17 protein-coding genes, 1 tRNA gene and 1 pseudogene are annotated in these 23,945 nt (G+C 37.6%); all 19 read left to right on the top strand.

The window, feature by feature from the left end:
- Nucleotides 1-33: 33 nt before the first annotated feature.
- The 19 genes and pseudogenes from PB01_RS12505 (at nucleotide 34) to PB01_RS12415 (ending at nucleotide 23,933) form a co-directional block, all read left to right on the top strand.
- Entirely contained in the window at nucleotides 34-1,281 is a 1,248-nt protein-coding gene (locus tag PB01_RS12505) for a Zn-dependent hydrolase (RefSeq protein WP_151700511.1), read from the top strand.
- Between the two features lie 60 nt (nucleotides 1,282-1,341).
- Complete coding sequence (gene hydA / locus PB01_RS12500; protein WP_151700510.1) at nucleotides 1,342-2,745, top strand: dihydropyrimidinase; 1,404 nt, start codon at nucleotides 1,342-1,344, stop codon at nucleotides 2,743-2,745.
- 28 nt (nucleotides 2,746-2,773) lie between these two features.
- Nucleotides 2,774-4,117 (top strand): NAD(P)-dependent oxidoreductase, encoded by a 1,344-nt coding sequence (locus PB01_RS12495; RefSeq protein WP_151700509.1) that lies wholly within the window; start codon nucleotides 2,774-2,776, stop codon nucleotides 4,115-4,117.
- A gap of 11 nt (nucleotides 4,118-4,128) precedes the next feature.
- Entirely contained in the window at nucleotides 4,129-5,391 is a 1,263-nt protein-coding gene (gene preA / locus PB01_RS12490; protein WP_151700508.1) for an NAD-dependent dihydropyrimidine dehydrogenase subunit PreA, read from the top strand.
- Nucleotides 5,392-5,672: 281 nt separating this feature from the next.
- Complete coding sequence (locus PB01_RS12485; protein ID WP_151700507.1) at nucleotides 5,673-7,130, top strand: NCS1 family transporter; 1,458 nt, start codon at nucleotides 5,673-5,675, stop codon at nucleotides 7,128-7,130.
- A gap of 17 nt (nucleotides 7,131-7,147) precedes the next feature.
- Nucleotides 7,148-7,354 carry a hypothetical protein gene (locus PB01_RS12480; protein ID WP_151700506.1) on the top strand — a complete coding sequence of 69 codons (207 nt, stop codon included), beginning with the start codon at nucleotides 7,148-7,150 and terminating at the stop codon, nucleotides 7,352-7,354.
- Between the two features lie 1,059 nt (nucleotides 7,355-8,413).
- A tRNA-Arg gene (locus PB01_RS12475) sits at nucleotides 8,414-8,487 on the top strand.
- A gap of 361 nt (nucleotides 8,488-8,848) precedes the next feature.
- Entirely contained in the window at nucleotides 8,849-10,447 is a 1,599-nt protein-coding gene (locus tag PB01_RS12470; protein WP_151700505.1) for an amidohydrolase, read from the top strand.
- A gap of 51 nt (nucleotides 10,448-10,498) precedes the next feature.
- A pseudogene (locus PB01_RS12465) lies at nucleotides 10,499-11,961 on the top strand (alanine/glycine:cation symporter family protein).
- 406 nt (nucleotides 11,962-12,367) lie between these two features.
- Nucleotides 12,368-12,964: a non-homologous end-joining DNA ligase LigD gene (gene ligD / locus PB01_RS21945; protein ID WP_404815116.1), complete on the top strand. Its 597-nt coding sequence runs from the start codon at nucleotides 12,368-12,370 to the stop codon at nucleotides 12,962-12,964.
- 84 nt (nucleotides 12,965-13,048) lie between these two features.
- A complete protein-coding gene (locus PB01_RS12455; RefSeq protein ID WP_151700503.1) occupies nucleotides 13,049-13,270 on the top strand; it encodes a transcriptional regulator in 222 nt (73 codons plus the stop codon).
- On the top strand, nucleotides 13,270-13,644 hold the full coding sequence (locus PB01_RS12450; RefSeq protein ID WP_151700502.1) for a YolD-like family protein: 375 nt from the start codon (nucleotides 13,270-13,272) through the stop codon (nucleotides 13,642-13,644). Before PB01_RS12455 ends, PB01_RS12450 begins: the two co-directional genes overlap by 1 nt.
- Before the next feature lie 201 nt (nucleotides 13,645-13,845).
- A complete protein-coding gene (locus PB01_RS12445) occupies nucleotides 13,846-14,850 on the top strand; it encodes a hypothetical protein (protein WP_151700501.1) in 1,005 nt (334 codons plus the stop codon).
- Nucleotides 14,851-14,973: 123 nt separating this feature from the next.
- The gene (tig, locus tag PB01_RS12440; protein ID WP_151700500.1) at nucleotides 14,974-16,254 is read left to right on the top strand and encodes a trigger factor; all 1,281 of its coding nucleotides are present in this window, start codon (nucleotides 14,974-14,976) and stop codon (nucleotides 16,252-16,254) included.
- Between the two features lie 166 nt (nucleotides 16,255-16,420).
- Entirely contained in the window at nucleotides 16,421-17,689 is a 1,269-nt protein-coding gene (gene clpX, locus PB01_RS12435; protein ID WP_151700499.1) for an ATP-dependent protease ATP-binding subunit ClpX, read from the top strand.
- A gap of 194 nt (nucleotides 17,690-17,883) precedes the next feature.
- Entirely contained in the window at nucleotides 17,884-20,199 is a 2,316-nt protein-coding gene (gene lon / locus PB01_RS12430) for an endopeptidase La (RefSeq protein ID WP_151700498.1), read from the top strand.
- A 4-nt stretch (nucleotides 20,200-20,203) separates the two neighbouring features.
- On the top strand, nucleotides 20,204-20,785 hold the full coding sequence (yihA, locus tag PB01_RS12425) for a ribosome biogenesis GTP-binding protein YihA/YsxC (RefSeq protein WP_151700497.1): 582 nt from the start codon (nucleotides 20,204-20,206) through the stop codon (nucleotides 20,783-20,785).
- Nucleotides 20,786-21,571: 786 nt separating this feature from the next.
- A complete protein-coding gene (gene hemA / locus PB01_RS12420; RefSeq protein WP_151700496.1) occupies nucleotides 21,572-22,936 on the top strand; it encodes a glutamyl-tRNA reductase in 1,365 nt (454 codons plus the stop codon).
- A gap of 169 nt (nucleotides 22,937-23,105) precedes the next feature.
- Nucleotides 23,106-23,933 (top strand): cytochrome C assembly family protein, encoded by an 828-nt coding sequence (locus tag PB01_RS12415; RefSeq protein WP_151700495.1) that lies wholly within the window; start codon nucleotides 23,106-23,108, stop codon nucleotides 23,931-23,933.
- Nucleotides 23,934-23,945 lie beyond the last annotated feature (12 nt).

Below are 23,945 nucleotides of genomic sequence, written 5' to 3'. Positions count from 1 at the left end.
CTTATTAATAACTATGAAAGAGAGGACTTGCATATGTTTAAAAGTAATCGCAGTAGATTACAGCAGTTGATTGAACAATTTAGTCAATTTGGTGCAACTGTCAATGGGGGCGTAACTCGTTTGTCCCTATCAAAAGAGGATGTATTAGGGAGAGACTATTTTTGTGAAATATGCAAAGAGTTAGGCATGGACATTCAAATAGATGATATGGCCAATATCTATGCGACTCTACCAGGAAAAAAAGATTGCCAACCAATCGTAATAGGATCACATTTAGATTCAGTTGAAAAAGGTGGCAGGTTTGATGGCGTCTTAGGTATTTTAACAGGAATAGAGGCGATACGAACGTTAAAAGAAAACGCCGTTGAGCTCGAGGTTCCATTAATGCTTGTGAATTTTACAAATGAAGAAGGTGCACGCTTCGATCCGGCGATGATGAGTTCCGGTGTACTCGCTTCAAAATTCAGTAAAGAAAAAATGCTGAAGTCTCTCGATAAAAATAGCATTACTTTTCAAGAAGCATTGCAGGCAAGCGGCTATGAGGGGGAGCAAGGGAGTCGCTTAACAGATGCGCTTGCTTATATTGAGTTGCATATTGAACAAGGACCAGTTTTAGCAGAAATGCAGCGTGATATAGGTGTGGTCGAAGGCGTTTTAGGCATGGTGTGCTATGAAATTACCGTGACAGGTGAATCAAATCACGCTGGCACAACACCAATGTCGATGCGTAAAGATCCAATGATTGTGGCGTCTCGTCTAATATCGTCTTTGCATGAGCAGCTGGGCAAAATTGACGAAGAGCTTGTGTTCACATTTGGGCGTATGCATGTGGCACCAAATATTCATACAGTCATTCCGAATGAAGTAGTGTTTAGCATGGATTCGCGTCATCAAAATCCCGACGTGATGCGTAAAGTGGAGAAACTATTGACTGGCTTAACTAAAGAGGAAAACGGTTGCCATATTCGCCCGGTGAAGCTATGGGGGCGGGAGACAGTATTTTTTGATGTAGCTATTTGCAATGAAGTGGAAAAATCATGTCATGAACTTGGTTATTCCTTCCATCGAATGTTCAGTGGGGCAGGGCATGATGCGCAGTATATCGCGAGCTTCATCCCCTCAGCAATGATTTTTGTTCCAAGTATCAATGGAAAAAGTCATTGCGAGGAGGAAGAAACAACATTTGAAGACTGTGCCAAGGGAGCAGACGTGTTATTGGAAACCGTGTTGACGCTACAAAAGAAGTTCAGCATGGGTGGCAAATACACACTAAACCAATGAACTAGCATATTACCATATGTCAACAAAACTTACATTCATTAATGGAAAGGTGAGATTAATGTGAAAAAAATAATTACAGGTGGCCTTATAGCGACAGCCTCAGATATGTATGAGGCAGATATTTTAATAGAGAACGGTAAAATTATGCAAATCGGCAAAAACTTATCAGCTGTTGGAGCAGAAATTGTAGATGCAACGGGTAAATACGTGATGCCGGGGGGAATTGATCCGCATACGCATTTGGATATGCCGTTCAACAACACGGTGACAGACGATGATTGGAAGTCGGGTACAATAGCGGCTGCCTTCGGGGGGACCACGACCATTTTAGATTTTTGCTTATCTGCGGGTGAAGAAAAACTTGCGGCGGCTGTGGAAAAGTGGCATGTAAAAGCAAAGGGTAAATCAGCCATTGACTATGGTTTCCATTTAATGATTGGTGATTTAACGCCTGACACAGAGGCCGAGTTACCATTGATACTAGAGCAGGAAGGGATTACGTCCATCAAGGTGTTCATGGCTTACGCGAAAGAATTCCAGGCGACAGACCGTACGCTTTTCAAAGCTTTTAAAATCGCAAAAGACATGGGTGCAGTTGTTATGGTGCACTGTGAAAATGGCTCAGTCATCGACGAATTAGTAGAGGAGGCGAAGCTAGCTGGTCAGACGGCTCCAATTTATCACGCACTTACGCGTCCCGCAGAATTAGAGGGTGAGGCCACGAAACGGGCCATTGAACTAGCGCATATCGCAGGAGCCAAGCTTTATGTTGTGCATGTGACGTGTAAAGAAGCACTAGATGAAATTATCGCAGCGCGTGAAAAGGGCTATGACGTGTATGGGGAAACATGTCCACCTTATTTAACGCTCGATCAGTCAGCGTTAGCACAGCCAGATTTCGAGGGGGCGAAATATGTTTGGTCACCACCACTTCGTCCGAAATATCATCAAAAGCATTTGTGGAATGCGTTGAAAGCCAAGCAACTGCAAACAATTGGCTCGGACCAATGTTCATTTAGCTTTAACGGGAAAAAGCAATTAGGGTTAAATGACTTTTCTAAAATTCCAAATGGTGGACCGTTTATCGAAGATCGTTTCAGCATTTTATTTTCTGAAGGCGTGGTGAAAGGTCGAATATCCATCCATGACTTCGTCGATATGATTTCGACTAATGCCGCAAAAATTTTCGGCTTATATCCACAAAAAGGAACGATTGCTATTGGTTCTGACGCGGATATCGTAATTTTTGATCCTACGGTAAAACGTGAGATTTCAGCGAATACCCACCATATGAATGTCGACTACAACCCATATGAGGGCTGGGAAGTGACAGGAGAGCCTATCAGTGTACTTGTGCGTGGAGAATACGTCATTAAAAACAAACAATTTGTAGGTGAATTAGGCAGTGGCCAATATATCAAGCGTGCACTGAAGCCCACGACTGCACAAACTATCACCGTATAAACATCAATCCTTGAGGGGGAATGTTTCAATGACTTCGCAACTCGAACGAAACTTTGTGGAAATGACTAGCAGGATGACAAAAAATGAAGCAATGGAAGAGGCTAATCGCTGTCTGTATTGCTATGACGCACCTTGCATAACAGCATGTCCAACTAGTATTCAAGTTCCGAATTTCATCAAAAAAATTGCTTCCAATAACATGAAAGGTTCGGCCATGACGATTATGGAGGCCAATCCAATTGGTGCAAGTTGTGCGCGAGTATGTCCTACCGAAGTGTTATGTGAAGGAGCATGTGTGTTAAATTCATCGACAAAACCTATTAAAATAGGACAATTGCAACGTTATGCAACAGATTGGGCGATGGAATCAGACGTCGAGTTATTCAAGAAAGGTGAACCAAATGGACAAAAGGTAGCGATTGTTGGCGCAGGTCCAGCTGGTCTATCTGCGGCGCGTGAACTTAGTCGCTTCGGCTATAATGTCACAATTTTTGAAGCAGAAGCAAAGGCAGGTGGCTTGGGCAACTATGGAATTGTGTCATTCAGATTACCCAATAAAGTAGTGGATTGGGAAGTGGCTCAAGTTGTAAAGCTTGGTGTGGACATTAAAACAAACACAAGAGTAGGCGTAGATATATCTGCTGATGAAATTTTAGCGCAATATGACAGCGTTATTTTAGCGGTTGGTATGGGGGTCGTGCCTAATCTTGGCATTAAAGGTGAGGAGCTAGATGGAGTTCATGATGCCATTGAGTTTGTAAAGCGCACGAAAATGGGTGCACTGACGGAAGACTTAATTGATAAACGTGTCGCGGTTATCGGTGCTGGTAACACAGCCATCGATGGTGCAACCTGTGCTGTGCGACTAGGTGCGGAGCAAGTGGACATTCTTTATAGAAGAACAGAAAAAGAGATGACTGCCTATCAATATGAATATGAATTTGCCAAACAGGATGGCGTTGGATTTAAGTGGCTGACAGCGCCGAAACAGATTATTGGTGATGAGACAGGGAAGGTAGTGGGACTTGAATGCGTCAAGATGAAACTTGGAGATGCTGGAGCAGACGGTAGGCAACGACCCGAAGTAATCAAGGGATCTGAGTTTGTTATAGAGGTGGATGCGGTCATTAAAGCAATTGGGCAAACGCGCTTTGTCTCGCTCATTGAAGCGTTTAGATTACAGCATACGAACGGAGTAGTAGACATTGACGAAACGACTATGCAAACATCAAATGACAAGGTGTTTGCGTGTGGAGATGTCATGTTCGGCAATGGCCAAGGGGAAGCAATGGTGGTAACAGCTGCACAGCAAGGTAAAGATGCTGCTTACACCATTCATGAGCATTTGAGAAAACCGAGCGAGAATGCATAGGGGGATGTAGCATGGCAGACTTACGAATTGACTTGGCCGGGATTAAATCACCGAATCCATTTTGGTTAGCATCGGCACCACCGACAAATTCGGGCTATCAAGTGCAACGTGCATTTGAAGCGGGCTGGGGTGGCGCTGTTTGGAAAACATTAGGAGAACCAATTTTAAATGTTTCATCGCGATTTGCGGCTGTCAGCTTTAACGGACAGAGAGTAGCGGGCTTTAATAATATTGAGCTCATTACGGATCGTCCGTTAGAGGTTAATTTACAGGAAATTCTTGAAACGAAAAAAAGATTTCCTAATCATGCCATTATCGCTTCATTAATGGTAGAGCCACAGCAGGAAAAGTGGCATGAGATTGTCAAAAAAGTAGAAGCTGTGGGGGTTGATGGTCTTGAGCTTAATTTTGGTTGTCCACATGGGATGGCAGAACGAGGAATGGGAGCTGCCTCTGGTCAAGTACCTGAATTGGTTGAAAAGCAAACGTACTGGGTGAAGGAAGTTGCACGTACACCTGTTATCGTCAAGCTAACGCCAAACATTACGGATATTACGATGACGGCAGAAGCGGCAGTGCGTGGCGGGGCAGATGCTGTTAGTATGATTAATACGATTAACAGCTTAGCGGGTGTCGATTTAGATACATGGAATACGGTGCCGCATGTTGGTGGGAAGGGGGCGCATGGCGGATATTGTGGTCCCGCTGTCAAGCCCATTGCACTAAATATGGTTGCAGAATGTGCACGAAATCCTTTCGTCAATGTACCAATTTCAGGAATTGGTGGGATTTCAAATTGGCAGGATGCTGCGGAATTTTTGCTGATGGGTGCAACAGGCGTACAAGTTTGTACAGCAGCGATGCACCACGGATTTAGTATTGTTGAAGATATGATTGATGGGCTTAATAACTATTTGGATGAAAAGGGCATTTCCTCAGTGATGGATATAGTCGGGCAGTCGGTTCAACGTTATTCTGACTGGGGTGACTTAGATTTAAACTACAATATTGTTGCTGAAATTAATAATGATGTTTGTATTAATTGTAATAAATGCCATATTGCGTGTGAAGATACGTCACATCAGTGTATTGATCTGTACACAGATAGTGGTCGCCCGATGCTGAAGGTGCGTGAAGTAGATTGTGTAGGCTGTAATTTATGCGCGATTGTGTGCCCGGTAGACGGTGCGATTTCGATGGTCGAAAGAATGTCAACTATTGCGCCAATGACTTGGAACGAACGTCAATCACTTATCGGCAATTTTACTCGATAAAAACGTGGGGTGGATATCCGTTCTGACTGTGCTTTTTCATGGAGCGTCCGACGAGCGGCTTCGGGTCAATGGGATAATGGGAATGAAGACATGGCACAGGACGTGACGTTCTTAGCCTTCGTTTCCCTACAAGTCTCGCTCAACGGTCTCATCTAGGATGCCAAATGAAAAAAATCTTTAGTGGAATATGCTCTCAAATACAGGTTTTGGTGTAGAGCCATAAAAAAAGTGGGCAATTAGTTGTGCGTTAACTGGAAATCTAATATAAGGGAGAGACATGTATGGCGAATGGTGGAGATTATTTAAAATCACCAGATTTACTTCCAGTGACACATCAAAAAAGAAGTATCGGGACATTTGGTTTTGCAGTGATTTGGATAGGGATGGCCATCGTTTTAGCCGCCTTTGCAATTGGTGGATCAGCTATTATGACTTTGTCATTGCCTATGGTAATTTTAGCGACTATGATAGGATCCGTTTTAATCGGTGTATTTATGACATTAATCGGTGACATTGGTATTGAGCATGGCTTATCCTTCCCGGTTTATATGCGTGCCCCATTTGGTACAATTGGCACGCACATACCATCCCTCGTTCGTGGGGTGACAGCTGCTTGTTGGTTTGGGCTTAACACCTATTTTGGTGCAATGGCTATCAATGGGATTTTGAATTTATTATTTGACTTTAATAATTGGTTTTTATGTTTCCTTGTTTTTGCGGCATTACAGTTAATTAACACCTCGCTAGGCATTAAATCCATTGAGCGCTTTGCAGATTTTGCTGCGCCGGTTATTATATTAATATCTTGCTGGATGTATATTACGCTTGCCGATCACGCAACGGCTCAAGGGAAAAATGTATGGACTTGGATAGAATCACCGACGACAGGGATAGCAGCTTTTACAGCATTCATGGTTGTGATGATGGCGAACATGGGATTCTGGGCAACGTTAGCAGCTGATATGCCAACACTATCACGTTTCTTTAAAGCGCCAAAAAATGAACGCAATTGGTTCAAGCGCAATAAAACGCAGTTAATTGGTTCTTTAATCGTGATGCCGATTACCAATACATTTATGGTAACTATAGGTGCAGTAGCTTATATGGCAGTGGCATCTGCGGATCCGATAAATGCCTTGCAGCAAAGTGCAAGTGGAATTGTGTTAGGGGTTTTATTGCTAATGATTGTGTTAGCGCAATGGTCAACAAACACGTCCGCAAATGTTATTCCTGCGGCAACGATTTTCTCAAACATTGGCGGACCAAAAGTGCCATTCTGGGCTGGTGTTATAATAGCGGGGGTCATTGGGATTGTAGTACAGCCGTGGAGCTTATTTGGCGTATTAGTCGATGCTTTATTAATCATTGGCGGTATTTTAACAGCAATTGTGGGGATATTATTCGCCGATTATTATTTAATCCGTAAACGTCGTGTGAACGTAAAAGAACTGTACGAGTTAGACGGCCAATATAAATATATGAATGGCTTTAACGTAGCGGGGTTAATCGCTTGGGTGATCGGTGGTGCCTTAGCGAATATGTTCCCAACGTATTCTTCATTGGTGGGCTTTTTCGTGGGGGCAATTGTGTACTATGTCTTGGCGAAATATTGGTGGTTTAAAAAGTACCCGCAAGCCGAACTAGACAATCCAAGTGACGCGGAGTATTTAGGCATAACAGTTGGTCATGATTGGAACGATATCGTCGTGCAAGAAATTGAAGAAAAAAAGGCTGAATAAAAAAGTGGGGTGTGTCTATGTCGGATCATTTGTTAAGTTTGGATGAAATGGAACAAGTAGATGACTATTTAGGCAAGGGTTTTAAAGTCCATTCTGTACAGGAAAATTTAAGCGGTATGTTTGTCGATTTTAAACGGCAGGAAGAAGTAGTAACTTTGCAGATTTTGACTGCCGAAGCGCGTAAATATTTTGCGGCAAAGCTCCTAGAACAAACCCTGTTGTAAGCAGGTATATCAATTAAATATGAAGTGGTGAAAACTCTATTCTATTACATACTAGAATAGAGTTTTAATGTTGTCTTTTTATCTTCATTAGCAAATGATTGACCAATTTAGAAGTATTAATTTTGTAAGAAATGTAGAGGTTAATATGTTAGAACGGTCTGAAAATTTAAGTGTTGGATTCTGATTTTGTGAAGTTGATCAAGTGTAGTGAATAGTACTTGTGATATCTTGAAATCAAGGAAAGGGCAATATTTTATTTGAGGAGTGAACAAGTTTACGAGGAAATAAATGAGAGTTTCTATAAACAATTCGTTTGCAACTGAGTTGTCGTGAGTTAACTTATAGTAATACTATTAGTAAACTGATTAGATAGAGGAGTTGGAAAAGAATATTTTCACGCGAGACAAAATATTTTACTTTGTGTTTAGCCTGATGGCGGTAGCTATTGTTTTGACGGGATGTGGAACATCAACAGAAAGTGGGCAACTAGAGGAGTTTGGGGTTCTTTTTTCACCTTACCTGATTTAGATAGAGCGATATCGCGTGCTTCTATATGAGTTGTGTCAATGGCTATCATTTCATCTGAGACGAAACCTTCTGATATCGCATGAAAAAGTAAGTTTTTATTACAATTCACGTCATTAAAAGCCTTTACATGTATTATACACATTGAATAGAAAAAACTTTAGTGTATAAGGGTTTAAAAGCTCTAGAAAACGTCCTCCTGGGCACGTAATTTAGTATAGTAAGAAGCGATAAAAAAGGCTGGAAATGTTGTTTATTCAACATTTCCAATCCTTTTTTCATAGAAAAATAGAAAGGGGATTATTTGAATTTAATGATTCTTGAATAATTCTCTTTATCATATAGTATATGAATGATGAAAACTTTGTTACTTTCAACATTTAATTACCATAAGTTGTTTGAGTGAAACAGTCGCAGTAAAAAAAGTTAAATAAAGCTTGCAAAATGTTAAATTTCCATTATACTAATTAAGTAGCTAAATTTGGTCACGATGAAAATATTATTCCAATAATGCTAAAATTTCTTTGATCTTAAGTCTCAGTAGCTCAGCTGGATAGAGCAACGCCCTTCTAAGGCGTCGGTCGGGAGTTCGAATCTCTCCTGGGACGTTTCTAGGCTCTGAAGTAACATTTAGAGTCGACATAAAAACGCTTCAATTCCTTTTTATATAGGGAATTGAAGTGTTTTTTTTTGTTTTATAAGAATTCCTTTAATGTAGATAGAGTTTTAAGTCTAAGCATACATAGTACACCCCTCATTATTTGAACATTTCTTATTTAAATTTTCCGCTCTTGCTATTTTTTATTTAGATAAGTCCTTAGTCAATCCTAAATTGTTCTATTTGCAGATGAGTAATCATATACTCTTTCTAAAATACAGAATATTTAAAATTTTGTGATTTAGTATTTATTTACAATTACTACTCATTTAGAATTGGGTTATGAGGAAGAAGAAAGGGGCATAATTTTCTTGCAAACGACAATTTTTACAAATGGCAATATTTACACGATGAATCTCAACAAACCTTTTGTACAGTGCTTGGTTACGAGTAATGAAAGAATTATTGATATGGGATCTTCCGAAGCGATGTTATTACAATGGGGTCGAAATGGAACAACTATAATTGATTTAGAGGGAAAGACGGTATTTCCGGGTTTAATCGATAGTCACCTTCATATATCTAGTGTCGGTATCAATGCACAGGAACTTGATCTTACAGGTGTGAAGTCAAAAGATGAATTGTTGACTCTTATTAAAAAAAAATCGGTTACATTACAACCTGGCGAATGGATTTTAGGACGTGGATGGGATGAAAATGTCTTTCTTGATAAGCAAATTCCCACTATTCAAGAACTAGATTATGCAGCGCCGTTTTTTCCGTTGTTTTTACCAAGAATATGCGGACATGCATTTTTAGTGAATACGAAAGCACTATTTCTAAGTGGGTATCATCCGGAAATGGCTATTCCTTACGGTGGTACGGTAGTAATTGATCCGACTTCTAAAAAGCCGACTGGCCTATTGTTAGAAACGGCATCGACGATTGTAACAAAGCATATTCCTAAAAAAAGTTACATGCAGTTAAAAAACGCTCTAAAGATAGCGATGGAAGAATCGGTTCGTTTGGGATTTACGAGTATTCATACAAATGACCCTAATTATTTAGGGGGTGCAATCCAAACTTATAAATTATTTGATGAACTTGTGAATAATGAAGGCATTGGACCAAGAAGTAATCTTTTAATAGACTATGACTATCTAGAGGAGTTAAAAACGGCAGGTATGTCTACTGGTTTTGGAAATAATAAAGTAATGATTGGCGCGATCAAAATTTTCGCGGATGGTGCCCTTGGGGGTAGAACAGCACTACTTTCCAAACCATATAGTGATGCTCCTACTAATTCAGGGAATGCCATGTATAGCCAAAAGGAACTGTTGGATATTATTCGAGATATACGTGCACAGAATTTTCCTGTTGCGGTTCATACGATAGGTGATCAGGCATTGAGAAATGTATTGGATATATTAGATCAATTTGAACCTTCTAAATACCGTGATCGGCTAATTCACGTCTCGATATTGAACGAAAATCTAATTGATAGACTAGTAAGTCCAAATAGAATTGCAGATGTTCAACCGAAGTTTGTCTCAAGTGATTACCCATGGATTATCGAAAGATTGGGAGAGGAGAGATCGAACTGTTCTTATCCCTTTAAAACACTTCTGAAAGCAGGGGTTTTATGTGCGGGAGGTTCTGATGCTCCGATTGAACCTTTAAATCCATTACTGGGAATGCATGCAGCAGTTACACGTAAGAAAGTGGGGGAAACACACAATGGATACAATCCACAAGAGAAATTATCGATGTTCGAAGCTGTTCAATTATTTACAATAGGAGGTGCTTATGCAACGAACGAGGAAAATGTGAAGGGTACACTTGAAATAGGAAAACTATGTGATATGTCAGTTCTGTCGAAAGATTTATTTGAGATGAAATCAGCTGATGAGCTTTTGTCCACGGAAGTTGAAATGACAATTATCGGCGGAGAAATAAAATATAGAAAATAGCATAAGTAAAGTAAAAATGGTGACACCAATTCTTAAAGGGGGGTATATATAGTGGATGCTATACTTGAAACAATTGTTGGTTGGCTATGGGGATTACCGCTAATTTTCACCGTGTTATTTGCAGGTTTATATTTTACGATAGGGAGTAAATTATTTCAATTCGGTTATTTGCCTCATATATTCAAAAATACGTTCGGGAAAGTATTTTCCAAAAGAGATAAATCGAAGGATACAAAAGGAATTCTAACACCTTTTCAAGCAGTTAGTACTGCTATTGGTGGCAGTGTCGGAGTAGGGAATATTGGAGGTGTAGCAACGGCCATTGCAATAGGAGGACCAGGAGCCGTTTTTTGGATGTGGCTTACAGCGCTTCTAGGAATGATCACCAAAACAGTGGAAGTATCACTTTCTGTGTATTGCGGAATACGGATGAAAAAGGAAATCCGTATGGTGGACCGACTTATTATATGGAGAAGGGGCTTGGTGAGGAAAAGAAGTTTAAATATTGGAAAGTACCTGCTATTCTTTTCGGTTTCGGCATCTTTACGACATTTTTTATAACACTACAAAACTATACGATATCTGAAGCGGTAAGTTCTACTTTTAATATTGGCATGATCCCTTCATCGTTTATTTATCTAACGATTATTTATATTATTATTTATGGTGGAATAAAGAGAATTGGTGAGATTGCTTCTTTGCTTGTTCCTTTTATGTGTATGTTTTATGTGTTAGCAGGTCTATTTATAATTTTTAAGAATTATTCTGAAATAGGACCAGCATTCGCACTAATTTTTGATAGTGCATTTTCTGGAGCGGCAGCTGTCGGTGGTTTCACGGGGGCTGTTATTGCTCAAGTGATTCGAATGGGAGTAGCGCGATCAGTTTATAGTAACGAGGCTGGTTGGGGTACTTCGCCGATGATTCACTCTACAGCGAAAACAGATCACCCCATTAAACAAGGAATGTGGGGAGCGGTAGAAGTTTATATTGATACGATTATCATTTGTTCCATCACAGCTTTTACCATAATTATAACTGGGGTATGGTCATCCGGTCTAGATGGTGCTGCGTTAACACTTTCAGCATTTGAAACAGGAATTGGTCAATTTGGCCGTTATATTATTGCGGTATCCATCTTTTTGTTCGGGTTAACCACATCTACCGGTTGGTACACGTATTATGAAATTTTGTTGCGGCATCTGTTCAACGATAAGAAGAAGATTACACTCAAGTATAAAATTTTGACCGCTTTTAAATGGCTATATCCAATTCCGGGTTCTTTGATGGTAATTTACGCAGTAAACTATAATCTACCTGGAAAAGCCGTTTGGTATTTTGCTGATATAACTACAGCCATACCGACATTTGTAAACTTAGTTGTTATTTTAATATTAAGTAAAAAGTTTTTCGAGTTACTTCGGGATTATAAAGCACGATATTTGAATATAGGAACCATTGATCCCAATTTCAGTGTCTTTTATGAAGACAAAGTGAAGAAAAAGAAAAAGTAACTTTCAAATAGTAGAGCTACCGCAAGGAATTTACACTTTGCGGTTTTCATGAGAGAGCATGTATATGAAATCGAAATACTAGAAATCCAGTATTCACTTTAATCTTACAATGGCTTGATCTTTTTTTAATTTTTACTTTTCCGTCCACAGTTTACGTGAATCAGTAGGCAGATGATTTGGCGGGCCGCAAATATTTAAAAAGACGATTACTTATATTATTTGCAAAATGTATCCCTGTATATCCTCCCTTTTTACATGACCGACTTCTGTCTGTTATCCACACGGGGCTCCGGTAGAAAAGTTTTATCAAAAAAACTGGATGGATGCTCTTCCTAGTTTCGTAAAAACGGATCAGGTGGATGATACCAGTTATGTTTTGTGTAACAATGTTGAACCCTTATTGTAGATTGGAAACCAACTTGCGTTAGAACTTCACATTCCATTTCAAACTATCCAAACAGGTAAACCGACCGAAACTGTTTTTGATTTGGATCCTCCTTCCTTTCCAGAGTTTTCTTTAGCGATCAAAGCAGCATTACAGGTGAAGGCAAAATTTGACCATTTTGAGCTAACGTCCCTTGTGAAAACTTCTGGTGGTAAAGGAATTCAAATTTATATCCCATTGTCTTTCAATACTTATTCTGATGATGACACTCGTGTTTTTACAAAGTTTTTTTGTGATTTCCTATGTGAACAAGAACCGCAATGTTTCACGACAGAAAGATTAAAAAAGAACCGCCACAATAGACTGTACTTGGACTATGTTCAGCATCAGGAAGGGAAAACCATAATAGCGTCCTATTCCCCAAGGGGTAACGAGATGGGGTTAATTGCGACTCCGTTAAAATGGGATAAAGTGTGTGATACCATAAAGCCTAACTTGTTTACCGTTCCATCCGTCCTAGATCGTTTATATAAGCAAGCTAATCCATTTCGCGACTTTCGCCTAGAAATAGAGGACCAAAAGTTTGCAAATGTCCTTAACCAACTAAGGAATGAATAATTTTTGTACAGAAGTATTTTCCGTTGATATAAAACGTACGTTCGGTATATAATAAGAACATACATTCTTAGTGGGGGAATCAATGTGAGAGGGAAGCTTTTGAAAACCATGCGTTATGGACAATTAATAGACATTATTTATTTATCCAAAAGCGGTGAAGTGACAAAACGCCGGATAAAAGTTTTGAAGTTGCAAGGAGAATCATTCCAAGCGTATTGTTTGACGAGACATGCAAAACGTACTTTCCGTATTGAAAATATTCTCGGTTGCATTCCTGTCATGAACAGAAAGAAGGATATAATCTAATGACTTATTTAAATGATCATTTCGATGAAAAACTAGACTTATCTAAAATCCGAGACAGAGGTTCAAAAAAGTGGGTAGCCATGATGTTGCCAGAACATGTGAGGCTCATTCGAGAATATAACGACGCATCTAAGAAAGAACCGCGCCCACAATTGGATGAATGGGATTTAGAGGAAATCCAACAATTAATTGAAATCGCGATGAAAAGAAATGTAGAAGTGGAAATGAAAATATGGAAAAATGGTGAATTTATTTATCAAGTTGGTAGAATAACTTGGGTAGATTTAAATAAAAGAGTAATTGAAATGGAAGATATATTTCAATCATTTACATTAACTTTTGGTGAAATAGTAAACGTTACCATTTTTGAGTAGAATAACATCTAGCGAATTCGGCAATTAAAGGTACTTCAAAGAGACTTGCAAAATCAATTATAAATCCAACATTTAAGTTTTAACCCTCCTTTTCTCAAAGATAGGAGGGTATTTACAATTTTTTTTTTAGAAAGCATAGGAAAGTAGAACAAAATGATATAGTATATACATATATATCGATGGTAAAGGTAGGCGAGTAAAATGAAGGATAAAAATTATGGTCTAAAAAACAATGAAAATGTTATTTTCTTTCCAGGCATGGTTAATAAACTAATAAATGATGGCATAGCCTTTGCTGAAGAAAATAATTATGTGAAAGCAGCTGGATGCTTTGATGAAGCAAAAAAGTATGAGGAATTAGATGATACGATTTTGAGTGTTTACATTCTTACTTTGTTAGAAACAAAACGTCAGCAAGAAGCCAAAGAAATTTGTGAGAATTTAATGAAGAAAAAATCCCCTATGCTTGAACAATTTGTTGAGTTGTATTTGACTATTTTACTTGATTTGAAAGACTATAATGAAGTTGATACCGTATTAAATAAACTACTTGTGGATAAAAGATTTTCGAAGGAGCGAAAGAAAAACTTTTTTCAGTTAAAAGAGTTAAGCGGTAAACTTGCAATGGAACAAGAAAATAAACTACATATGGATAATTCTATTTCTCCAAATATTGACTTAGAAAAGTTCAGAATAGATGTATTTACCAAGCTACATTTAGAAGAGCAAGAACAATTATTGCAAAATGCCTTTTTTCAAGATGTTACAAAAGCTATACCAGACATTATTAAAATTGCAGAAAGTAAAAAAGTCTATCCTGCAGTTCAGTCACTTGCTTTAATAGTACTAGGAGCAATCGGTGAAACAACCGAAGTAATGATTGAAAAGTTTGGTTTTAAGGAAAAAATCAATCCTGTTACACCCCCGGCTCCAAATGCTGTGGATCGAATTGAAAAGATAAATTTATGTGTTCATAAATTTTTAGAAAAAACTCCTTCTAAATTTGAAATGACTGTTGCGTTAGTTCATAGTCATGCGTATGCGTTATTCCCATTTGATTGGGTAGGATATAGTGATGAAGAGGTAGCAGAGGGATATATAAATTTTGTAGATACATTATTAGGGATGGAAAACGGCCTACCAAATGATTTGTATGAACTCATCAAATTAGTGGACGATTCTACCGCAATAATAGATAATGATTAATGTTGAAAGTCTATTCAACTATGCTATAATATACAAGTTGTCAATATAATTAGTGAAAACCTGTCCTGTTACTAATTTTTACAGGCTGCTAAATTATGTAATTTATTTTTGGAGGTAGAATATATGTCAGTAAAATGGGAAAAACAAGAAGGAAATAATGGTCTATTAACAGTAGAAGTTTCTACAGATGTAGTAACGAAAGGTATAGATCAAGCATTTAAAAAAGTAGTAAAACAAATCAATGTACCAGGATTCCGTAAAGGGAAAATGCCACGTCCAATGTTTGAAAAAATGTATGGTGTAGAATCATTATACCAAGATGCTTTAGACTTCATTCTTCCAGAAGCTTATGGAAATGCTGTTGACGAAGTTGGAATTGATCCAATCGATCGTCCTGAAATCGATATCGTAACAATGGAAAAAGGACAACCGCTAGTATTTACTGCGAAAGTTGTTGTAAAACCAGAAGTTACTCTTGGAGATTACAAGGGTTTAGAAGTAACTAAATTAGAAACAGAAGTAACAGATGCAGAAATTGAAGAGCAACTTCAAAGCCAACAAGTTCGTTTAGCAGAACTAGCAATAAAAGAAGATGCAATCGTTGAAGGAGATACTGCTGTAATCGACTTTGAAGGATTTGTTGGAGATGAAGCATTTGAAGGTGGGACTGGAACAGACTACTCTTTAGAGATCGGTTCTAACACTTTCATCCCAGGTTTTGAAGAACAGTTAATCGGTTCAAAAAATGGCGAAGAAAAAGACGTAACTGTAACATTCCCAGAAGAATATCACGCTGCTGAATTAGCTGGTAAAGAAGCTGTATTCAAAGTTACAGTGAAAGAAGTAAAAGGAAAAGAACTTCCTGAGTTAAATGATGACTTTGCAAAAGAAGTAGATGCCGAAGTTGAGGGCATCGACGGATTACGTGCTAAACTTAAAGAAGTAACTGCTGAAGAGAAAAAACAATTGGCTGAACAAACGCTTCGTGATGATCTAGTAGAAGCTGCTGCTGAAAATGTAACAGTTGATATTCCAGAAGTAATGATCGAAACAGAAACGGATCGTATTCTAAAAGAGTTTGGTCAACGTTTGGAACAACAAGGTATGAACTTAGATCTTTACTATCAATTCTCTGGTCAAAGTGAAGATGCACTGCGTGAACAAATGGCAGAAGATGCAAAAAAACGCGTGAAAGTTTCATTAACACTTGAAGCAATTGGTGAGAAAGAAAAAATTCAAGCAACTGAAGAAGATATAAATGCAGAACTTGAAAAAATGAGTGCACAATTTAATATGCCTGCTGAAGACATAAAAAAAGCACTTGGTGGTACTGCGGTACTTGAAAACGATCTACGTTTCCAAAAAACAGTTGATTTCTTAGTAGAAAACGCAAAAATTTCATAATTCGAGTAAAACGCGTTATAATAAATAAAACAAGGTACAGTAAAAATGTCTGTGCCTTGTTTTATCTATACATAGATTTTCCGACATTAACAGACATACTTAAACGTATTATTTGATTCCTTCTAAAGAATCTTGTAAGATAATTGCTTGAATAGGGGTGAATATTTTGTTCAAATTTAATGATGAAAAAGGGAACTTAAAATGTTCTTTCTGTGGTAAACCACAAGAACAAGTTCGTAAGCTAGTTGCAGGACCAGGGGTATATATTTGTGATGAATGTATCGATTTGTGTTCTGAAATTGTAGAAGAAGAACTTGGTGTAGAGGAAGAAATAGAATTTAAAGAAGTTCCAAAACCAAAAGAAATATTATCCATACTAGATGAATATGTAATCGGACAAGAGCGAGCAAAAAAATCACTTGCAGTAGCTGTTTATAACCATTACAAACGAATTAATTCAAATAGCGTAATTGACGAAGTGGAATTATCAAAATCGAACATTGTATTAATAGGTCCAACAGGTAGTGGTAAAACATTGCTTGCTCAAACGCTTGCGCGTATTCTGAATGTTCCATTTGCGATTGCAGATGCTACGTCTTTAACTGAAGCGGGTTACGTGGGAGAAGATGTAGAAAATATACTTTTAAAGCTGATTCAGTCAGCAGACTACGATATTGAACGAGCAGAAAAAGGGATTATTTATATCGATGAAATAGATAAAGTAGCACGTAAATCTGAAAATCCTTCCATTACGCGAGATGTTTCAGGTGAAGGTGTTCAACAAGCACTTCTTAAAATTTTAGAAGGCACAGTGGCTAGCGTACCACCTCAAGGAGGACGTAAGCATCCACATCAAGAATTCATTCAAATCGATACAACGAACATTTTATTCATCGTTGGAGGAGCATTTGATGGAATAGACCAAATTATTAAACGTCGTTTGGGCGAAAAAGTAATTGGATTTGGAGCAAATCCCAATAAAGTAGAAGTAGAAGCAGGTTCCGTACTTGGTCAACTTATACCAGAAGATTTGTTGAAATTCGGTTTAATACCAGAATTTATTGGACGTTTACCAGTATTGGCAAGCTTAGAACAATTAGACGTTCCAGCGCTTGTACAAATTTTAACAGAACCTAAGAATGCACTTGCAAAACAATATCAAAAAATGATTGAGCTCGATAATGTGAAACTAACATTTGAAGAAGAAGCATTAGTAGAAATAGCGAAACAAGCAATTGAGCGTAAAACAGGTGCTCGTGGACTTCGTTCGATTATTGAAAACATAATGCTTGATGTTATGTTTGAGCTGCCATCAAGAGATGACATTGCAGAGTGTGTTGTTACAAAAGAAACAATCACGGAACAAGCAACACCAAAGCTTTTATTAGCAGATGGAACTGAAGTAGAAAAAGATAACGAAAAAACATCGGCTTAAATAAGCCATTGAAATAAGCTGGCTTCCAATATGCGCTTGCTAAGTGCAATCAAGGATGTCAGCTTTTTCTCCTTATTCATATTCATAGAAAAGCCGGAGAAGTCCGTCTAGAATAAATGGCACTAGATAGGATTGGTTTACTGTTTAATTAGTGAATAAATCGGACAGAATTAGACGGAGGTGACTTTCCAAAAATGACGGAAAAAAATAAGACGTATTATCCTGTATTACCACTACGAGGCTTGCTGGTATATCCGACAATGGTTCTTCATATTGATGTCGGCAGAGAACGTTCTGTAGCAGCTTTAGATGAAGCGATGTTACGTGAAGAAAAAGTGTTTCTTGTTGCGCAAAGAGATATGAATTTAGTGCAACCAACTGTGGAAGATTTATACGATGTTGGAATTTTAGCATACGTCAAACAAATGGTGAAGTTACCAAATGGAACATTTCGAGTTTTAGTGGAAGGTTTGCAAAGAGCCATTTGGGATGAATACGAAGAAAGAGAAATGTACGATGAAGTTTCGGTGTCTGCCTATATTGAACCGGTAAAAGCAGACCAAGAAGACGAAGCGCTAATGCGGACTTTAATACATAATTTTGAAAAGTATTCAAAGGCATCGAAGAGCGTATCAGAAGAGACTTACAAATCGGTTATAGATATAGAAGAACCGGGTAGACTTGCGGACATGGTTGCTTCGCATTTGCCATTAAAAGTGTCAGGTAAACAAGAAATTTTAGAAATTATGGATATAAAAGAACGTTTAGAAACATTAATAGGCCGTTTGTACAATGAACAAGAGATTCTTAATTTAGAAAAAAAAATTAGTATGCGTGTGAAAAATGCAATGGAAAGAACACAAAAAGAATTTTATCTTCGAGAACAAATGAAAGCGATTCAAACAGAGCTTGGTGATAAAGAGGGTAAGACCGGTGAAGTTGCAGACTTGAAAAAAAGAATTGAGGGTGCAGGTTTACCTGAAACGACTAAAAACAATGTGTTAAAAGAATTAGATCGTTATGAAAAACTTCCAACTCAAGCGCCAGAAAGTGGCGTCATTCGAAACTATATTGAGTGGATTGTTTCGATCCCATGGTCCAAATCAACAGAAGACACGCTTGATATTAAAAAATCGGAACAAATATTAAATCGTGATCATGAAGGTTTGGAGTCAGTAAAAGAACGAGTTTTAGAATATTTAGCTGTTCGTCAATTGACAAAATCACTTCGTGGACCAATTCTGTGTCTAGCAGGTCCCCCTGGAGTAGGGAAAACCTCTTTAGCAAAATCAATTGCAGAATCATTGGGGCGTAATTTTGTTCGTATTTCGCTAGGAGGAGTTCGCGATGAATCAGAAATTCGGGGACATCGCAGAACATATGTAGGGGCAATGCCGGGTCGTATTATCCAAGGAATGAAAAAAGCAGGAACGATAAATCCGTTATTTTTACTAGATGAAATTGATAAAATGTCAAATGATTTTAGAGGAGATCCTTCTGCAGCTATGTTAGAGGTGTTGGATCCAGAGCAAAATAATACATTTAGCGATCATTATATCGAAGAAACATATGATCTATCAAATGTTTTATTTATCGCAACAGCAAATGATTTAAGTACAATTCCAGGTCCACTACGTGATCGAATGGAAATAATATCTATCGCAGGTTATACGGAGATAGAAAAGCTATCCATTGCAAAAAATCATTTATTACCAAAGCAAGTGAAGGAACATGGTTTAACTAAAACGCAACTTCAAGTGAAGGATGAAGCGATTGTAGATGTAATACGCTATTACACACGTGAGGCAGGAGTAAGAAGTTTAGAACGAGTTCTTGCAAATATTTGTAGAAAAGCTGCACTTCAGATTGTTTCTGGTACTAAAAAGCGTCTAACGATCACATCCAAAAACATAGAAGAAACAATTGGAAAGAAAAAGTTCCGTTATGGACAAGCAGAAGTGGAAAATCAAATCGGGGTGGCTACTGGGCTTGCGTATACTACAGTAGGAGGGGACACGCTTCAAATTGAAGTTTCTTTATCTCCTGGTAATGGCAAGCTACAGTTAACTGGTAAGCTTGGAGACGTAATGAAAGAGTCAGCTCAAACTGCTTTGTCATTTGTTCGCTCGAAAGCTGAAAAGATCGGAATTGACCCTAATTTCCATGAAAAATTTGATATTCATATACATGTCCCAGAAGGAGCGGTTCCAAAAGATGGACCTTCTGCTGGAATTACGATTGTCACAGCATTAGTTTCCGCTTTAACTAAACGTCCAATTCGAAGAGAAGTGGGCATGACTGGAGAAGTTACACTAAGAGGACGAGTATTACCAATCGGTGGTTTGAAAGAAAAAACATTAAGTGCACATCGCGCGGGTCTTACGACGATTATTTGTCCGAAAGACAATGAGCGCGATATTGAAGATATACCAGAAAGTGTTAGAGAGGTCTTAACTTTTAAGCTTGTTTCCAATGCTGAAGAGGTACTTCAAATAGCATTAGAGGAGTGAGAGCATGAAAGTGAATAATGTAGAACTATTAATAAGTGCTGTAAGACCAGCACAATATCCAGAAGGAGATTTACCGGAATTTGCCCTAGCAGGAAGATCCAATGTTGGGAAGTCATCTTTCATTAATAAAATGATTGGTCGAAAAAGCATGGCACGCATTTCATCAAAGCCTGGGAAAACACAAACATTAAACTTTTATAAGTTAGAAGAAGATTTAATCTTTGTAGATGTACCAGGTTATGGGTATGCAAAAGTTTCTAAAACTGAACGTGCTGCATGGGGGAAAATGATTGAAACGTATTTCACATCTCGGGCTATTTTAAAGGCAGTTTTATTAATTGTCGATTTAAGACATCCACCTAGTGCAGATGATTGCATGATGTATGACTTTTTGAAGCATTATAATATTCCGTGCATTGTTGTTTCTACCAAAGCAGATAAAATTCCAAAAGGTAAATGGGATAAACACAAGAAAATGGTGAAAGATGAACTGCAAATGGATAAGAATGATCCTTTAATTGTTTTTTCATCTGAAACAGGACTTGGATTTGACGCAGCTTGGGCAGAAATTGAGCGTAGAATGTAATTTTAGATTGTTGAAATGTTTTAAGCATTAATAAAAAAAGATTATAACTGATCATTTAGGGAATAATAGCCTATAAATGATCAGTTTTTTTGAAATAAAAAAGTAATATGAAATTTGTATACAAGGAATCAAGTATTCACAACTGCTAGAAGTGCTTTCTAATAATGGGTCTTTAATACACTTCTGTTGATTAGCTAATTATTCCCGATAACATATGTGAATTAACTAAGTTAACTAACAAATTATATTATTGAAATAGTGCGCAGTATGCCTCCGCGCTTGCCACACCTTGCATGAGCTAACTCGTACTACACCTGAGTGGGTCTCATCCTTCGGTTCATGCGGCCCGACGCGTTCCAGCAATAGGTATCCTCATCTTATAAAAAATCCGATAAATGGATGAATGATACATAATAGGTTATGAACGCGACAAACATCCTCCATAAAAGTCTTCGATAGTAGTATAGCCAGTGTTTCGTCCAAATCACTCTGGAAATAGTAAATACAAGGTGCACTTAAAGGACACTTGAGTTACTGTTAATTTGTATTTAATATTTTTGAGTGGTGAACAAGTCTCGATTCTTACGCACTATTTAGAATAATTTGGCTTTTGGAAATGTGGACAGATTCCTTGAAATGATACAATAAGTTTGATAAAATTATTTTGTAATCATTCTAATCTAGGGACGTTAATTTCATAGCTTGTTCACAATTGTTTCAAATCATGTGAAAACGCTATGGTATAATTGGATTAATGAAATGAACGTGAAAGGGTGACATGATCCCATGCATACAATCGTGGTAGGTGTCAATTACCGTACTGCTCCCGTGGAAATTCGAGAAAAGCTTTCTTTTGTTGAAACAGAGCTTCCGAATGCCATGCAAGCATTACAGGATCAAAAAAGCATATTAGAAAATGTCATTGTCTCTACTTGTAATCGCACGGAAATTTATGCGACCGTAGACCAATTGCATACAGGGAAATATTATGTGAAGCAATTTTTAGCTAATTGGTTTGATATCCCTTTAGAAGACATATCTCGTTATTTATTTATTCATGAGGATGATCAAGCAAATAATCACTTATTCCAAGTTACAGCTGGTATTGATTCGATGGTTCTTGGCGAAACACAAATATTAGGACAAGTGAAGAGAAGCTTTTTAGATGGACAAGAAAACGGGACGACTGGAACTATTTTTAATCAGTTATTTAAACAAGCAGTAACATTTGCTAAACGTGCTCACTCAGAGACTTCCATTGGCGAAAATGCAGTATCTGTTTCTTATGCAGCGGTAGAACTTGGAAAGAAAATTTTTGGTTCATTGAACAATAAACATATTGTAATTATTGGTGCTGGAAAAATGGGAGAGCTTGCTATTCAAAATCTTCATGGTAGTGGAGCTGGCAAAGTAACAGTTATTAACCGGACATTCGAGAAGGCGGAGGTATTAGCATCTAAATTTGATGGTACTGCAAAACCGATGGACGAGCTCCAATGTGCGTTGTTAGAGGCGGATATTTTAATAAGTTCAACAGGTGCAACCGAGTACGTTATTGACCATGAATTGATGCAGTTTGTAGAACGTCTTCGTAAAGGTAAACCTTTGTTTATGATAGATATAGCAGTACCTAGAGATTTAGATCCTCGTATCGGGGATTTAGCGAATGTATTCCTATACGATATTGATGATTTACAAGGAATTGTAGAAGCGAATTTAGCTGAACGAGAACGTGCAGCTGCTGAAATTAAGACAATGATTCAAACAGAGTTAAAGCAATTTAATGATTGGGTTACAACATTAGGAGTTGTACCAATAATTTCTGCGCTAAGACAAAAAGCAACTCGTATTCAGGAAGAGACAATGGTTTCTCTTGACAATAAAATGCCGAATTTAACAGATCGAGAACGTAAAATATTAAACAAACATACAAAATCCATTATTAATCAGCTGTTAAAAGAGCCAATTCTACAAGTAAAAGAATTATCGACGGCAAAAGAGTCTGTACAACAACTTCAATTGTTTCAACAAATTTTTGGGATTGAAGAAGATGTGGAAAAAGAGATTATGATGCAAGCAGAGAGAGAAAAGATAAATTTAAAACAAACTTTATTGGCATCCCAAAAATTAAAAGAAGAATTATCCTATTAGTGAAGTAAAAAGGAGGCGTTTTTGTATCTGTATGTGTCATAATAGATATAGAAAACGTCTTTTTACATATTAAAATGTATTATCAAACTACTTAATGACTGCACAATGCCACTCCCCGCAGTGGGAAGAGATAGGCGCTATAGCTTTTAATATAATAAAGGAGCTTATTATGACTGATCTTGCGATGACAAGGCTACACGAGATAATGGTCATTCTACAATCCGTTAGCCTTGTTTTTTATTTTGTTGATTATCTAAATAAAGATCGTAGTGCACATCGTATAGCAGTATGGCTGCTTTCCATCGTGTCGCTGTTGCAAACAATATTTTTAGTTATGTATATTATAGAAACAAAGAGATTCCCAATTTTATCGCTATTTGAAGGAATTTATTTTTATGCATGGCTTATTATTACACTATCCATAATATTGCAATTAGTTTTTCGACTTGATTTGCCGGCGTTCTTTTTAAATATTATTGGATTTATTTTTATGACCATACATACATTCGCGCCAAATCAACTAGAACAAACAGCAGTTGGAGATGGCCTACGATCCGAATTATTAGTTATTCATATAATATTTGCGATGTTAGCGTATGCAGCATTTTCTCTTTCGTTTGTTTTTTCATCATTATATTTAATTTTGTATCGTGTGCTCAAAAAGAAAAAGTGGTCTAAACAATTTTCTAGATTACCGTCCTTGACACAAGCGGAAACTGGAATGACCTTAGCAATATTAGTAGGCATTCCACTATTGTTTGTAAGTTTGGTTCTTGGGTTACAATGGGCATATGTATCATTAAGTTTTTTTTCTATTTTTGATTTTAAGATTGTTAGTTCCTTAGTATTATTGATCATTTATATCGTTGTTCTTCTTTTAAGAAAACAAGCCAGATTTAAAGGAACAAACTATGCATGGATTCACATATATGCATTTTTATTTGTATTGATTAATTTTTTATTGATTAGTCCATTATCCCAATTTCATCTTTGGTAATAAGAAAGGTAG

It is taken from the genome of Psychrobacillus glaciei (genome assembly GCF_008973485.1).
Lineage (GTDB): Bacteria > Bacillota > Bacilli > Bacillales_A > Planococcaceae > Psychrobacillus > Psychrobacillus glaciei.
This window is presented reverse-complemented; position numbering and strand designations above follow the sequence as displayed.

Coding starts and splice junctions, on each gene's coding strand:
- PB01_RS12505 (WP_151700511.1), top strand. CDS start 34: ATGTTTAAAAGTAATCGCAGTAGATTACAGCAGTTGATTGAACAATTT.
- PB01_RS12495 (WP_151700509.1), top strand. CDS start 2,774: ATGACTTCGCAACTCGAACGAAACTTTGTGGAAATGACTAGCAGGATG.
- preA (WP_151700508.1), top strand. CDS start 4,129: ATGGCAGACTTACGAATTGACTTGGCCGGGATTAAATCACCGAATCCA.
- PB01_RS12485 (WP_151700507.1), top strand. CDS start 5,673: ATGGCGAATGGTGGAGATTATTTAAAATCACCAGATTTACTTCCAGTG.
- PB01_RS12480 (WP_151700506.1), top strand. CDS start 7,148: ATGTCGGATCATTTGTTAAGTTTGGATGAAATGGAACAAGTAGATGAC.
- PB01_RS12450 (WP_151700502.1), top strand. CDS start 13,270: ATGACTTATTTAAATGATCATTTCGATGAAAAACTAGACTTATCTAAA.
- PB01_RS12445 (WP_151700501.1), top strand. CDS start 13,846: ATGAAGGATAAAAATTATGGTCTAAAAAACAATGAAAATGTTATTTTC.
- tig (WP_151700500.1), top strand. CDS start 14,974: ATGTCAGTAAAATGGGAAAAACAAGAAGGAAATAATGGTCTATTAACA.
- lon (WP_151700498.1), top strand. CDS start 17,884: ATGACGGAAAAAAATAAGACGTATTATCCTGTATTACCACTACGAGGC.
- yihA (WP_151700497.1), top strand. CDS start 20,204: ATGAAAGTGAATAATGTAGAACTATTAATAAGTGCTGTAAGACCAGCA.
- hemA (WP_151700496.1), top strand. CDS start 21,572: ATGCATACAATCGTGGTAGGTGTCAATTACCGTACTGCTCCCGTGGAA.
- PB01_RS12415 (WP_151700495.1), top strand. CDS start 23,106: ATGACTGATCTTGCGATGACAAGGCTACACGAGATAATGGTCATTCTA.